The 16,287-nt window shown below is 42.6% G+C and carries 7 protein-coding genes; all 7 read left to right on the top strand.

Translation table 11 applies throughout. From position 1 onward, the window contains the following. Positions 1–15: 15 nt before the first annotated feature. The 7 genes from H8B06_RS05155 (at position 16) to H8B06_RS05125 (ending at position 16,287) form a co-directional block, all read left to right on the top strand. Complete coding sequence (locus H8B06_RS05155; RefSeq protein ID WP_190993234.1) at positions 16–2,382, top strand: glycoside hydrolase family 127 protein; 2,367 nt, start codon at positions 16–18, stop codon at positions 2,380–2,382. Between the two features lie 98 nt (positions 2,383–2,480). Next, positions 2,481–6,536, top strand: a complete 4,056-nt coding sequence (locus H8B06_RS20895; protein ID WP_190993233.1) for a hybrid sensor histidine kinase/response regulator transcription factor — start codon at positions 2,481–2,483, stop codon at positions 6,534–6,536. 88 nt (positions 6,537–6,624) lie between these two features. Next, the gene (locus H8B06_RS05145) at positions 6,625–6,879 is read left to right on the top strand and encodes a DUF6364 family protein (RefSeq protein ID WP_190993232.1); all 255 of its coding nucleotides are present in this window, start codon (positions 6,625–6,627) and stop codon (positions 6,877–6,879) included. Continuing rightward, positions 6,869–7,309: a type II toxin-antitoxin system VapC family toxin gene (locus H8B06_RS05140; RefSeq protein ID WP_190993231.1), complete on the top strand. Its 441-nt coding sequence runs from the start codon at positions 6,869–6,871 to the stop codon at positions 7,307–7,309. The genes H8B06_RS05145 and H8B06_RS05140 overlap by 11 nt, the downstream gene beginning before the upstream one ends. Positions 7,310–7,568: 259 nt before the next feature. Next, positions 7,569–8,738 (top strand): glycoside hydrolase family 43 protein, encoded by a 1,170-nt coding sequence (locus H8B06_RS05135; RefSeq protein ID WP_223857486.1) that lies wholly within the window; start codon positions 7,569–7,571, stop codon positions 8,736–8,738. A 235-nt stretch (positions 8,739–8,973) separates the two neighbouring features. Further along, on the top strand, positions 8,974–12,966 hold the full coding sequence (locus tag H8B06_RS05130; RefSeq protein WP_190993230.1) for a hybrid sensor histidine kinase/response regulator transcription factor: 3,993 nt from the start codon (positions 8,974–8,976) through the stop codon (positions 12,964–12,966). A 198-nt stretch (positions 12,967–13,164) separates the two neighbouring features. Beyond that, the gene (locus H8B06_RS05125) at positions 13,165–16,287 is read left to right on the top strand and encodes a SusC/RagA family TonB-linked outer membrane protein (RefSeq protein ID WP_190993229.1); all 3,123 of its coding nucleotides are present in this window, start codon (positions 13,165–13,167) and stop codon (positions 16,285–16,287) included.

Genomic DNA, 16,287 nt, shown 5'->3' with positions numbered 1-16,287 from the left:
TTTTTCATTACGCTTATGAAGTTAAAAAAATTGATCCGTATATGTTTCCTATCCACCGCAATAGGAACAACACTACAGGCACAGACACAAAAACAACTGGACTATTTCTCACTGAATGATGTCCGATTACTTTCCGGACCATTCAAACATGCCGAAGAGCTCGACCTGAATTACCTGTTGGAACTGGACGCTGACCGGCTACTAGCGCCCTTTCTACGCGAATCAAACCTACCTCCTCTCCGGAAAAGCTATACGAATTGGGAAAACACCGGTTTGGACGGACATATAGGTGGTCATTATGTCTCCGCCTTATCCTATATGTATGCATCCACAGGTGACGCTCGTATCAAAGAACGCTTAGACTACATGCTTGCGGGTCTCAAACGCTGTCAAGATGCCAATAGCGATGGCTATATTGGCGGTGTTCCGGAAGGGAAAGAGCTTTGGGATGAGGTTAGACGAGGCGAGATTAAAACCGGCGGATTTAGTCTAAATGGTAGATGGGTTCCCCTGTATAACATCCATAAAACATACGCTGGTCTCCGTGACGCTTATTTAATGACGCGTGATGAGACTGCCAAGGAGATGCTGATCAAGCTGACCGATTGGGCAATCGCGCTGATAGACCAGTTGAGCGATGAGCAGATACAGGATATGCTACGTAGTGAACATGGCGGACTCAATGAAACGTTCGCTGATGTGGCGGCAATTACGCAAAATCCAAAATATCTGACCCTCGCCCGTCAATTTAGTCAACGTGCGGTATTGCAACCGCTATTGGATCAAGAAGATCACCTGACCGGTAAACATGCCAACACGCAAATACCAAAAGTATTGGGTTTCAAACGTATTGCTGATATTGCCCATGATGAGCAATGGGCAGACGCAGCTCGGTATTTTTGGGAAAATGTCATCGAACGGCGTTCGGTGTCTATTGGAGGGAATAGTGTCAGCGAACATTTTAATCCCGTAGACGACTTTTCCAAAATGCTGCAAAGCATCGAAGGTCCGGAGACCTGTAACACCTATAATATGTTGCGCCTGACACGTATGCTGCATCAAACCGATCCAAAAGGCAAATATCTCGATTACTACGAGCGTGCGCTATACAACCACATCCTCTCTACGCAACATCCCGAGACTGGTGGACTGGTTTATTTTACGCAGATGCGCCCCGGACACTACCGGGTGTACTCCCAACCGCATACCAGTATGTGGTGTTGTGTGGGATCTGGCATTGAAAATCATGCAAAGTATGGCGAGATGATCTATGCGCATCAGGATGACAACCTGTTTGTGAACCTATTTATTCCTTCCAAACTGGACTGGCAGGAGAAAAACGTCGAGTTCATCCAAGAAAATAATTTCCCCGAAGAGAACAAGACACAATTTACGGTCTATCCTAAATCTAAAACGAATTTTGCACTACATATACGTAAACCCAGCTGGGTAACGGGTGAACCAACAATCTTACTGAATGGCAAACCGTTTCAAGCCTCTTCTGCCAAAGACGGATGGATCACGATGGACCGTACATGGGCAGCAGGCGATCGGATATCCGTCGAGCTTCCGATGGGAATCTATACCGAGCAACTGCCCGATCGCTCAAATTACTACAGTCTCTTGTATGGACCGCTTGTATTGGCAGCCAAAACGGGGACGGAAGATATGGATGGCCTCTTTGCAGATGATAGCCGAATGGGTCATGTTGCCCATGGCAGACAGATTCCTTTGCGGACTATGCCAATCCTAACGACAGTGCCAGAAAACATTCCGAACTTGGTACAGCCGGTAGAAAATATACCGCTACACTTTACGCTAACAGGATTGTACAGTGGAACGGAACAGCACAGCATGGAGCTCCAGCCATTTTATCAAACACATGACAGCCGGTATATCATTTACTGGCCACAGGCTACCGCTGAGGAGCTTGCCGCCCTGCAAGAGAAAACAGAACGGGAAGAAAAAGAATCCTTACGCCTAGCCGACATCACGATTGATCGGGTCGTGAGTGGGGAACAACAGCCTGAATCGGATCACTTCATCAAGGAAGAAAATACGCAAGCAGGAAGCATCGAGGATGTACGTTGGCGGGAAGCAAAAGGTTGGTTTAGCTATACGATCAAAACAAATCCAAAAGAAAATGTACAACTGTACATCAGATATCTGGAAGAAGAAAATCGGAAAACAACCATCTTCATCCACGATCAGGAAATAGAGAAGCTACAGGCAGACGCGAATGCATTGGGCGAAGTGAAAACAGCTGTTATTCCGATTCCTGAGACATTGAACGAAAGCAGCCCTTTGCAGGTAAAAATTTCGACCGATGATGGTGCAACCAGTCATAAGATATTGGAGATACGCGTGGTTAAAGGGAAATAAAAGTTAGAATAGGTTAGAAAGTTAGAGGAGGTTAGACCTTTCTAACTCTTTAACTTCCTAACTTCTTAGTAACTTAGCCAATTATATAGACATAAATAGTGATCAAAGCATTTGCATATTGTTTTTCTTTTTTTCTTGTCGTTATTAGTGAGATAAGCTCTTCCTTGGCGCAACAGATGGGGATTACACCTGTAAAAATTGCGCAGGAACTCCCCTCATTGACCGTCAATAGAACGTTTCAAGATCACGAAGGTTATATTTGGTTTGCGACAGCCAACGGCCTTAGCCGCTTTGATGCTTTTAATCTCTTGACCTTTAAACTAGCCGATGAAAATGGGAATACCCTAAGGAATCAAAATATACTGGCCATCAACGAGATAGACAGAAATATTTTATTGGGTACCGAAAGCGGCGTGTTTATATTAGACAAGAGAACATACCGCATGACCCGCTTTCCGGACGAACAACTTAAAGACCGTAGGGTTGCCGCGATTATGGTAGACAAACAATCGAGGGTATGGTTTGGAGCCGATAATGGGATTTATGTATATAACAAGGATTTACGCTTACACGACAAATTTGAGCAGGGATCCGATACAAAAAAATTCATCCCTCCGGGTACAGTGAATACCATCTTTCAAGATCGAGATGGCGAAATATGGACGGGTATATGGGCAGCAGGTCTTCACAAACTCGATACGAAGACAAACACATTTAAAGCTTTTCCGGCGATAGGTCAGTCAAACAGTCCTTTTAAAATTGCACAGGACGATCGAGGACAATATTGGGTCAGCACTTGGGGGGATGGTCTTTTTCTTTTTAATCCGGATGATCCGGAAAACATGTACCGGGAAATCATCATCAAAAATAAAAGAAGAGGCGTTGGAAAAGAAGGGTTGGTGTATAACATCGTACAAGACCATATCAAAAAATATATCTGGGTGCTATCTTTTTCGGGTATTTCCACCTATCGCTATACCGACGGTGGTGATATCGAAGAGGTAGACCTGTCCGATCTTTTTCAACATACGTCTAATTTTTTTCAAGATATCTATGCCGATCTTTCGGGTAACCTATGGCTTGCGATTAACGGAGAAGGCGTTTCAACCATCAGCTTCGACAGGCCGGTTATGTGTAGTTTCACCTTACCACAGGTACAACAACGGTATCATATTTCTCCGAACATCAATATGCTATATCGAGACCGCGAGAATCAATTATGGTTTAACCTAGAGCGTATCGGCCTTGGAAAATATACGCCTCAAAAAGACGAATTAGAGACATATAGCAACCTCCGCTTTAAAGATTTAATATCCTTACGTGCGGTTAATTGCGCGTTAGAATTGGCAGACGAACTATGGGTAGGCGCGGCATATGAGACCATAATACACGTTTTTCATAAGCGAGGTAATGATATTTCACTACACCGAAGTGTCAACTTATCCCAGTATGCCGACGATATAGGCATCCCGCGTCAGCTCTTTCCCGATAGCAAGAAAAATCTGTGGGTTGGCACCACCCGTGGCGTGGTATACAAAAAACAGGGAGAGGAACAGTTTTATCGGGTAGCGGATATTGACGGCGACATTGTCGCGATCGCCGAGGACCATCAGGGAAAAATATGGATTGCAACAAAGGATCACGGCATTTATCAAATAGATAGCCAGCTCTCCTGGAAGCCAACGAAACGAATCGGACAACAAACAGCTGGACTACGCAGCGATCAGATCGAAACGATGGATGTGGATAATCGGGGATACTTATGGATAGGCACCAAAGACAACAGGCTACTTTCTTTTCATACGGAGCGTGGAGAGATTGAAGAATATGCCAACACGCAACTGTTTTCATCGAACCAGATTCTACACGTAGTCTGTCTGGATAGTACCGTGTGGGTTTCTACAACGAGAAACGTTTATAAACTATTTCCTACAGATAAACGCATTTTTGAATACAGCGCCAGTGATGGGGTTCCGGTCAACATGTTTACAAAGGGAGCGTACGCCGTTGATAAGAAAGATAAAAAAGTTTACTTTGGGGGGAATAATGGTATTGTCCAATTCTGGGAATCCCCCTTTGCACCTAGCCACCAATCACCTGTTGTCATTTCCGACGTTAAAATCAATAACCAATCTGCCCTCCTCTATTCTCTTCATAACAAATTCGATTTTCAAGGGAAATCACTGGTATTGGATCCAGAAGACCAAAGTTTGGAAATTCTGTTTTCTTCATTAGAATATACACATCCGAACAAACTACGATATGCTTACAAACTGGAGGGTGTAGACAAAGACTGGGTATATGCTCCGCGAGAACGCTTATTCGCAACCTATAACAATTTAGGCAAGGGAGAATATACCTTCCTGATCAAAGCGACAGATCTAGACAATCAGTGGAGTTCGGAAGTCACCCGTTTACACATCCGAAAGAAGCCGGCTTTTTATGAAAGTAATTTGGCCTACCTCTTGTATACTTTATGTGCCTTGGGCATGGCATATGTCGCCATTCGGTTCTATACCAATCGTCTCCAATTGCGAAGCGATCTCCGGATTGCGCAAATCGAAAAAGATAATGCCCATAAACTGGTTCAAACCAAGCTAAGCTATTTTACAAATATCTCCCACGAGCTATTAACACCGCTTACCATTATCTCCTGCCTGATCGATGACGTGCAGATGATTACCAAAAAGAACCTGACACAATTTGATAAAATGCGTTTTAACCTTGATCGGCTAAAACGGCTTTTACAACAGATTTTGGATTTCAAACGGGTGGAGAATCAACAAATGGCACTACGTGTTGGTCGGGAAAATCTGATTACTTTTATCCGTAATATCTGCACCATCTATTTCAGTCCGTTGGCAAAACGGAAAAACATGGCGTTTGAAGTTATTCAAGGCGACTGCCTACCTGAAGGCTATGTAGATGCCGACAAACTCGATAAGATTATCTTCAATTTACTTTCCAATGCATTCAAATACACGGCAGATGGTGGACGCATACAACTCTCCTTTCATACGGAGCGCCTCAACGGCACTATACATTTGAACGTTAGCGTGCAAGACACCGGGATGGGGATTGCTCCGAGCGAACTCGACAAGATATTCATCCCGTTTTACAACAACAGGTTGGCTAGACAACAGGAGACTAACGGAATCGGGCTGGCCTTGACCAAGGAACTGGTGGAGCTGCATCACGGGATCATCGAGGTAGATAGTATCGTGGATAAAGGATCGACATTTACCATCCGAATTCCAGTTGAAAAAGAGATCTATACCGCCGAGGAACTCCGTGAACTGCACGATAGCTTTATCGATTCGGACAATCTAATGACGGAAGCGAACGAGCTACCGCAGACGCTTGCTGAACAAGAAGAAGGTAAAAGTGACGTCCGGATATTATTGGTCGAAGACAATGAAGATCTGCTTCAAACCGTAAGAAGTCTGTTATCAAGAACTTATCAGGTTTATATTGCCCGACAGGGTGAAGATGCCTTGGCCATTTTGAAAGAAGAGGAAATAGATATCGTTGTCAGTGATATCATGATGCCAGTTATGGACGGACTAACGCTTTGTCGTCGGATAAAACAAGATTCGGAAATAAACCATATCCCGGTTATCTTACTGACTGCTAAAAACAGTATCGACGACCGGATTGAATGTTATCAGGCAGGTGCTGACAGTTACATCAGTAAGCCTTTTGACTTGAAAGTATTGGAAGCGCGTATACACAGTTTCTTAATCCACAAGCGCACCAAGCAGGAAGATTTCAAAACGAATCCACAGATTAATATCTCTTCGCTAGATTATACGCCACAGGATGAGCAGTTCTTGGAAAAAATGATTGCGGTGGTGGAAGAACACTTAACCAACGATCAATTTGATGTGGTTGCGCTTAGTCACGAATTAGGTTTATCGAAATCTACCTTGTATCGGAAGACCAAAGCACTGCTGGATTTATCGCCAAGTGAGTTTATCAAAAATATCCGGCTCAAGCACGCCTGCCAAATGATGGACAAAGACAAGTCCATTTCGGTTAGTGAAGTTGCTTTTGCGACAGGATTTTCAGATCCACGCTATTTCTCCACCTGCTTCAAAGCCGAGTTTGGGATGACACCTTCGGAGTATCAGAAACAAATCGCGAAAGAAGGATAGGGAAAAGTGACAAAAACGGCACATTACAGCCAATACACGTGTTGTACATAACGAAACAAACACGTACTTTTGTTAAAAGGAGGAAATCATGAATACGAAATTAACGTTAACACTCGAAAAAGAAGTTATCGAGACAGCTAAAGAATATGCGAAAGACAAAGGACAAAGTCTTTCAGAAATGGTGGAGAACTATTTCAAATTGATAACTGTAGACAGAAGAAACATAAAAACAAAACAACTTTCCCCTAAAGTCCAGAAACTTCGGGGAATAATAAAAACCGATAAAAATATAGACTATAAGCAAATTTTAACCGAAGAGTTAGCTAAAAAATATGGTGTTTAAATTATTCATCGATTCTGATGTCGTCATTGATTTTTTTACGGATCGAGAACCTTATGCAAATCCGGCTAGTGAGCTTTTTGAACTTAACGAAAAAGGAGTTCTCGTCCTATATGTCTCAGCTATTAGCATAAATAACATCTACTATATTGTAAGGCGGTTCTTAGGGCATAAAAAAACTATTGAAGTAGTGGAAACATTAACGGAAATGACGGAAATCGTCGGAACAACCAAGCAAGAAATTTTGCAGGCATTGAAAAATAATTTTTCAGATTATGAAGACTCGATTCAATATTCTTCAGCACTAACTATTGAAGGCTTAGATACCATTATTACCCGTAACATAAAGGATTATAAAAATTCTTCCATTGCCGTTATGACCCCTACTGATTTCTTAAAAATGCTTAAAAAAAACAATCTTTCCAATTCATAATCTGGAAGATCGTCGTTTCAACTATATTCTCGATAATTAATTCCTAACCGCTACCATATATCAACAAAGGAGGCCGTTTATCTCATCACAAATTTCTTGGTCTTATACACTTGATCCCATTTTTGTCCAATAGGACTAAACGACATCAACAACAACAGTTTGACCCCAAATCAAACGATTTTGAATCGATGTTCACACCAACAAAACACGCGTTATACGTAAACTTGTATTGGCGTTAACAATAAATAAACGGAAACGAATGGCATTAAACATTTATCTCATGAAGAAAATGACCGGCGCGTATACATACTTAACCGTCCTACTCATAGCCTTGCTATCTTATAATGATATGATGGCACAGAATACGGCATTCTATCCGGGAAAACTATGGTTTGACAATAACCAACGATTGATCAATGCCCACGGGGGCGGTATTTTATACCACGAGGGGCAGTATTATTGGTTTGGAGAACATAAAGGGGAACGGTCTAATGCGGCATGGGTAGGCGTCACCTGTTATTCGTCATCCGATTTATATAATTGGCAGGATGAAGGAGTTGCCTTGGCTGTTAGTAAAGACGATAAAAGTCCAATTGTCGCGGGGAGTACGATCGAACGCCCCAAAGTCGTTTATAATGCGACAACGAAAAAGTTTGTGATGTATTTCCATCTGGAGCTAAAGGGCAAGGGATATGATGCCGCTCATGTAGGCGTTGCCATAAGCGATAAACCTACCGGCCCGTACCAGCTCATTAAAAATGGTCGTGTAAATGCCGGCAAATGGCCGTCGAACATGACAGCCGCACAACGGACAGCGACAGATAGACCAGAGGATTATCAATGGTGGACAAAAGAATGGACAAAGGCTATTGAAAACGGTCTGTTTGTGCGTCGTGATTTTGAAAGCGGACAGATGTCTCGTGATATGACACTCTTTGTAGACGATGATAACAAAGGTTATCACATTTACTCTTCGGAAGATAACCTTACGTTACATATCGCGGAATTGACGGAAGATTATTTGGACTATACCGGAAAATATATCCGGATTGCTCCGGCCGGGCACAACGAAGCACCGGCAATCTTCAAGGAAGACGGACGGTATTTTATGATTACCTCTGGATGTACGGGCTGGGATCCCAATGCTGCACGTTTATTAACGGCAGACAATATCCTCGGCGAATGGACATTGCACCCTAACCCTTGTGTCGGAAAAGATGCTGAGCTCACCTTTCATTCCCAAAGCACCTATATCCTACCGATAGCCGGCAAGAAAGATGCCTTTCTCTTTATGGCTGATCGATGGAAACCAAACAATCCCATTGACGGGCGTTACGTTTGGCTACCGATCGTATTTGAAGATGGTATGCCGGTGCTGAAATGGTTCGACAAATGGGATTTAAGTGTTTTTGATAAAAAAGGCAACTAAAGCCTCACGCTCGGCCAACCTGCTTCATCCCACGCTATTTCACGTACCAAAAGTTTGGATCGTCCATTATCATCTCGATCATACGCATGGAAGAATATAGATTCATTCGAGAAGCTTCTTGCTCAACAATTTGTAAATCCCATTCTAATTCTCAATTTTTGCCTATGAATAAACGTCAGATCAACATTTTTACAAATCGCTTAGCTAATTAATAATAATATATACATTCGTACATATGATATTGGGAAAGTTTCAGTTGCTATTGGTATTATTTTTATTGGGATGGGGTATTTCCTTTTCCCAGCCCAACCAGTACAAAATACTTTCACTTGAACAGGGTATATCTAACATCAACGCGCTCAGTGTCGTACAGGATGATCAAGGTTTTATATGGGTAGCTACCGAATTAGGGCTTAATCGGTTTTCCGGCAACTCCTTCAAGCATTATTACAAGTCGGAGCAATTAGATGGATCTTCTGTCAACAGCAATGAAATCAACAAGTTGCTATATGATGATGGCCATATATACATCGGTACGAGAGCTAACGGACTCAATATATTTGATATTCAGAAAGGTGTATTTTCTTATTTTACCCATGATCCCGACGATCAGAACGCTATCGCGACAAACGATATCACGGATATGATCAAAGGAATAGACGGCCACATTTGGCTATCTACCTATCACCGAGGTATACAACGTTTTGATATTGCCACCCAAACATTTACACATTTTGGTACGGAGACTATCCCTGACCTGCCGAGTAACAGTATATGGTCCGTGGCACAAGATCAGCAAGGCAAACTTTATAGTGGACATGTAAATCATGGTGTTTCTATATTTGATGCCAAAACAGGAAAATTAGAGAATCTCCATACGCAGAATACAGCTGGCGCTCTCCCCCACAATGAGGTGAAGATACTTTTTTGTGATAGCAGAAATAACATTTGGATAGGTACAAAAAAAGGTCTAGCGGTGTATACCCCTCACAACAAGAAAATTCGGCATGTACCGCTCCATTCTACAATAGGCAGTGCCAACGAGCCATTTGTACATACTATTCGGGAAATCGGCGAGGATATATGGGTGGGAACGGAACCTTCCCGCGTTTATGTTTTAACACCTCGTTACAATAGAGATCAAGAATTCCTATACGTCGACAATGTACGTTCAGTTGATATTAGCAATTCCATTTCTGTTCAGGATATGATAGCCGACGAATTTGGAAATGTCTGGTTAGCCTTATACGGCAGTGGATTGGGTTTCGCCAGCCATTTTACACCCTTTTTCCAAACGCTTCCTGATGTAAAAGCCGTCGTTAGTGGAATAGTTATCGATCGACAAAATACAGGCTGGTTCATTACGGAAGGATCTGGACTGCTTAGATGGGTCGCGGATAAAAATCTTGTAGAGGAGGTTAAAGCACCCGACAACATACGCGATCAGACTTTTCTAACGGCTTATCAAGATCGACAGGACAACATATGGCTAGGATTAGTCGATAAAGGTGTCACTCGGTTTCATACACCTACAAAGCAATGGTACAAGATTGAACTCGATGGAGAATTGAATGAAGTACGCGCCATTCTGGAAGATCGAAACGGAAAGATCTGGCTTGGTACAATAAATGGATTGGTCATTTATGACCCCCTATCCCAAACGTTCGAAAAATTACGTATCAACATACCATCGTTGGGTGACTACGCTCCGCGTTCACTCGTAGAAGACAGTTCTGGGAATATCTGGGTGGGAACTTATGGACAAGGTGTTTATGTGTTTTCTGCCGAAAATCGTACATTGATTGCCCACTTCGATACCCATAGCGGACTTAGAAGCAACAGCATTAATCACCTGTTCCGGGACAGTGAAAACAACATCTGGATTGCGACCAATGAGGGTATGGCGGTGCAATACGCAAAACAAGAGCTCGGCACATTGAACAATATTATTCCGCCTAAACCCAACGCCTGGCTATTTATACAAGCCATTGCCGAAGATCGAAATGGAAATATTTGGTGCTCTACTAAAGCCGGCCTACTGCGGTACGTGCCAAAAGGCAACCGTTTTTTTAGTTATGACCAAGACTTTGGTATCCCTTTAGGTGGGTTTAAAAACAGCAGTGTGGCGACTAATAAACAGCATTATCTCTTCTTCGGCATGCAAAATGGGATATGTTTTTTTGATCCAAAAGAAATACCTATTCAACTCCCCATATCCCCCGTCCATATTCGAAAGTTCACCACCTTCCGTAGCGGAGAATCTCCTTTACAGGAGGAGAAACAAACTTATGGCATCCAACAACTCCGGTTATCTTATCAGGAAAACAGCTTCAGTATAGAATTTAGTGCTGCGGATTATGCCTTACACGGACTGATGGAATTTAGCTACCAGCTGCAAGGCTTTGACAGCGACTGGACGAATATCGGAGGTGAACAGGTTTTGAATTTCAGAAATATTCCATACGGAAACTACGACCTACTTATACGTGCACGATTAAAAAATGAAAACTGGTCGGGTGATGTCACACGTCTATCGATCAATATTACGCCACCCTACTACCTTAGTTTGTACGCAAAGGCACTCTATATCCTAATGGCGAGTGGCATTGCTTTTGCCGTTATCTTTTTTTATCATCGGAAGATCAAAGCCGAAGGGGAATTACGACTAAAAAAACTAGAACATCAACAACAGCAGCAGCTTGCAACAGAACGCCTGCATTTCTTCACCAATATCACACACGAACTGCGGACGCCACTCACGCTTATCTTAGGACCGTTGGACGATCTGCTACGGGAGAACAATCTATCCACAAAACAAAAAAAATTAGTACAGGTGGTTCAAAAGAGTTCGAACCGTCTGTTTAATCTGGTCAATCAATTGTTGGAATTCCGAAAAGTAGAATCACGACACAAACCACTTGTACTCGGTGAAGGCTATTTAGGAGAGGTGGTGCAAGATCTCGTTAATAAATATGTGGAGTTGAACGTCAAAGATACGCTACAGATACGTTGTAAGCTACCCTCTCCAGATTTACGTACGACGTTCGACGCCGAAATTATCCATATTATTTTAGATAATCTGTTGTCTAACGCCTACAAATATACCAACACGGGTGCGATCGATATACAGCTAACGTATGAACAGGATCAGCTCAATACCTGGTCCGTGCTGCGTGTAAAAGATACGGGATGTGGCATTCCTGACGAATATTTGGAACGCATCTATGATCGTTTTTTTCAAATTGATCATCAAGCACAACCGGGGACCGGAATTGGTCTGGCTATGGTCAAGGAACTGGTCGCCGTACATTATGGAAAAATCGATATAAAAAGTAAGGCTGGAGAAGGCACTGAATTTTGTGTCCGCTTGCTAACCAACCACATTGCAATTACACCTCAACAAGAGAAAATGGCTGATGATACTATCCATTTGGAAAATGAAGATTCACAACCGGTTATCTTAATCGTGGAGGACGATGTCGATTTAAGAAATTATATAGTCGCTTCTTTAGAAACACATTATACCGTCCTCTTGGCAGACAACGGCATCCAAGGCTTGGATGCCGCAACCAAACATATCCCAGATCTTATTATCAGCGATGTGATGATGACGGGTCTAGATGGATTTGAAATGGTCGGGAAGCTCAAGGAAAATCGTTCCACCAGCCATATTCCGATTATTCTATTTACAGCAAAAGATCAGGAGATAGACCGACAACGAGGATATGAGCTAGGCGTAGATTCATATTTAATTAAGCCTGTACATCCGGCTTTGTTGCATAAACGCATTGAAAATATTTTATCCAATCGAAAGAATATCCACAACTATGTGTTGCAGAAACTACCTTCAAAGACAGAGAAACCTACGAATGAACTGGATACCGACCTTTGGAAGGAAAATACCTTCGTTCAGGAATTTGTAGAAATCGTAGAACGCTACATGCAGGATGATGTATTAGATGCCGCCAAGCTAGCGGAAAAAATGAATATGAGCCAATCGACACTGTATCGAAAACTCAAAGCATTGACCGGAAAAAACATCAATCAGCTGGTTCGTAAGATACGTATTCAAAAAGCTGCCACCCTGCTTCAATCCGGCCGATACAATATTACTGAAGCTTCCTTTATGGTGGGGATACATAGTACTATTTACTTCCGCCAATGTTTCAAAGAGGAATTTGGCCTACTACCTTCCGAATATCTAAAAAACGCCTCAGAAAGCAAATAAAACCAATATTTTGACGAAAATACTATCGAAATCTGACGGATTTATATATGTCCCATAAGTCGATAATCTGTTATGTTTGAAGTGCGTTTTCAATTATAAATTTGATAATAATCTACACTGGAGAAAATAAGCTTCTTATACATTCCATGTTTCTTTATTAGCTATTGAACCGCAAAATAATTAACAAAACTACATATTATGGTAAATTTTAAACCTATTCTTTTACATGTACTAATATGGATGCTACCATTATTTGTGCATGGACAGCAAACATTTACGGGGAGTGTCGTAAATAATAACAACGATCCCATATCCGGTGCCAGTGTACTTATTAAGGGTACATCAAACGGAACCACCACCGATGCTTCAGGACGATTTAAATTTACGGGACAAGGCGATTCACTGCTTATTTCCTACATAGGATATAAATCGCAAACGGTCTCTATCGCCGGAAGAACAAATTTCAGTATTCGTTTGGACAGTGATGATCAATTTTTAGATGATGTAATCGTAGTGGGCTATGGTACACAATCCCGTCGAAATGTGACCGGTGCGGTAAGCGATATCAAATCAGAGGATATCGTTCGCTCCTCTTCCACCACAATGGCCGGGGCACTTGCGGGGAAAGTACAGGGTATCTCTGTACGGGCAAAAGATGCCCGTCCCGGAAAAGGAGCTGCCATTGAGATTCGGAATATGGGCACTCCTTTATACGTGATCGACGGAATTCCTTATGGTGGAGCTTCTGGTAACGACTGGGTCGGTTCGACAGAAGTTTCAGGAGCAGATGCATTCAACGCCCTTAATCCAGAAGATATCGAAAGCATCTCCATATTGAAAGATGCTTCTGCTGCCGTCTATGGCTTGCGGGCAGCAAATGGCGTTGTATTGGTAACAACAAAAAAAGGTACAAAAGGTGAAACGACCCGCGTAAACGTCAATGGCTATTTTGGCTGGCAAAACCTTACTCGATTTCCTACTCTGGCTAATGCCGCACAGTATGTAAGGGGAAAGATAGAAACCGCACAAAATGAGAGAAGAAATCCTGCGGAGGTCTATAGCCCCGAAGAATACGCGAAATGGCAAGCAGGCACAGAGCCTGGTTATCAGGGATACGATTATTACGATATGGTGGTCCGCAAAAATATTCCACAGCGCTATATCAATGCTAATCTCAATGGTGGATCGGAGAAATCAAATTATTTTCTTTCTATAGGCCGCACTGACCAAGAAGCTATGATCCGAGATTTCCAATATAACCGAACCAATTTACAGGCCAATATGGAAGCAACCGTTTTGAAAGGATTAACGATCGGTTCGCAAATCTCTGGACGACAAGAGAAAAGTGAAGATGTCGGTTTACCGGGAGGTGACGGCTATTTTTCTTCTATCTTAGCTATTTTTAAAAATCGTCCTGTCGTCGGTCCTTACGCAAACGACAACCCGGAATACCCAAATCATACACATGATTTTGCTTATAACCCGGCTATTTTTAGTAGGGATATCGCTGGCTACAAAGACAACTTGTACCGCAATGCCAATATCAACCTCTATGCACAATACAAATTTGATTTCGGTCTGTCGGCCAAGAGTACAGTATCCTATAATTACACGAACAATAAATTTGATGGATTTCAATATACGTATGACGTGTACACTTACGAAAATGACGCGTATCGTCGTAGTCATGGTACAGACTCCCGCTGGCGCTACCAAACAGAGCGCGAAGTCGTTAACCGATATGCGCAATTCCAATTAGATTATAACAAAACGTTCGGCGATCACGCCCTTTCTGCTACCTTCGGATATGAACGGTCTGATTACGATCGCAACTACTTGGAGATGGGATCCAACCCAAGCAATAATTATCTTCCATTGATGCAATTTGATGAAATGAACTCGTTTAACGATCGATGGAATTATGAAGCACGCGCTGGCTATATCGGTCGTGTAAACTATAATTATAAAGGTAAATATCTCGTCGAAGCGTTAGGACGCTATGATGCTTCCTACCTTTATGCGCCTGGGAAATACTGGGGGTTCTTCCCAGGAGTATCTTTAGGTTGGCGCATATCAGACGAAACCTTCTTTGAGTCCCTAAAAAATACCATTGACGATCTCAAGATCAGGGCATCTGTCGGACAGACAGGACTTGAACAGGGTGTGAACATGTTTGGTTTCTTAAGCGGGTATAATTGGAATCAGGGAAGTGCTGTTCTTGATGGCGAGTATGTGAATGGTTTACGTCCTCGCGGATTGCCAGTAACTAATCTTTCTTGGGTAAAAAATACAAACTATAATATCGGTCTTGATCTCGCTATGCTACAGTCGAGACTAACGGTAACAGCCGATCTTTTTAAGATTATCCGAACAGGAGCTCCGGCAGCACGCTATGATGTCCTGTTACCGAGTGAAGTAGGCTACGGATTGCCAAACGAGAACCTGAACAAAAACGGTTACTACGGTGCCGAAGGTATCATTACCTATCAAGATCGCGTAGGCGAATTAAATTATGTGGTGAGCGGAAACTTCACCTTCTCTCGATATCGAAGTATCGAAACTTATAAACCGCGTTTCGATAACTTCTGGAACGAATACCGAAATTCTGCGGAAGACCGTTGGGGAGGCGTTTGGTGGGGATATCAAGTAGTAGGCCGCTTTCAATCCGAAGAAGAAATTCGTAACCACCCGATAGATAACGATGGTCAAAACAATGCTAGCCAGCTTCCAGGCGATTTCATCTATAAAGATGTGAATGGCGATGGGATCATCAATGGCTTAGACGAGCGCCCTATCGGCTATCCGACAGGATGGGCACCAATGATGAGTTTCGGGGGGCGTATCGGATTAGACTACAAAGGTGTCGACCTAAATATCGATTTTTCCGGTGGGTCCATACAATCTTGGAACCAAGATTACGAGTTACGAAATGCTTTCCATGGCGGTGGAAATTCACCCGCTTATCTGTTAGAAGATCGTTGGCATCGTGAAGATCCCTATGATCCAAATAGCGAGTGGATTTCAGGATATTATCCTGCTATCCGCGAAGGCCATTCTGGACCTAACGCTAGAAACAGTGATTTTTGGCTCACCAATGTCCGGTACCTGCGTGTACGTAATTTAGAACTTGGGTACAGCTTGCCTAGTCCGATTTTAACGAAAATAAAAGCTAATAAAATCCGAGTATATGTACGAGGCTCCAATTTATTCTCGTTCGACAATGTAGGAAAATTTCAGATCGACCCTGAAATAGAAGCACCTGCAGCTGTAGTATATCCCCAACAGCGTACTTTCTTAGTCGGTTTTAACTTCACATTCTAA

It is taken from the genome of Sphingobacterium micropteri (assembly GCF_014692515.1).
Classification (GTDB): Bacteria; Bacteroidota; Bacteroidia; order Sphingobacteriales; family Sphingobacteriaceae; genus Sphingobacterium; species Sphingobacterium micropteri.
This window is presented reverse-complemented; position numbering and strand designations above follow the sequence as displayed.

Excerpts from the sequence above, each read along its gene's own strand:
- H8B06_RS05145 (WP_190993232.1), top strand. The coding sequence starts at position 6,625 with ATGAATACGAAATTAACGTTAACACTCGAAAAAGAAGTTATCGAGACA.
- H8B06_RS05125 (WP_190993229.1), top strand. The coding sequence starts at position 13,165 with ATGGTAAATTTTAAACCTATTCTTTTACATGTACTAATATGGATGCTA.
- H8B06_RS05155 (WP_190993234.1), top strand. The coding sequence starts at position 16 with ATGAAGTTAAAAAAATTGATCCGTATATGTTTCCTATCCACCGCAATA.
- H8B06_RS05130 (WP_190993230.1), top strand. The coding sequence starts at position 8,974 with ATGATATTGGGAAAGTTTCAGTTGCTATTGGTATTATTTTTATTGGGA.
- H8B06_RS05135 (WP_223857486.1), top strand. The coding sequence starts at position 7,569 with ATGGCATTAAACATTTATCTCATGAAGAAAATGACCGGCGCGTATACA.
- H8B06_RS05140 (WP_190993231.1), top strand. The coding sequence starts at position 6,869 with ATGGTGTTTAAATTATTCATCGATTCTGATGTCGTCATTGATTTTTTT.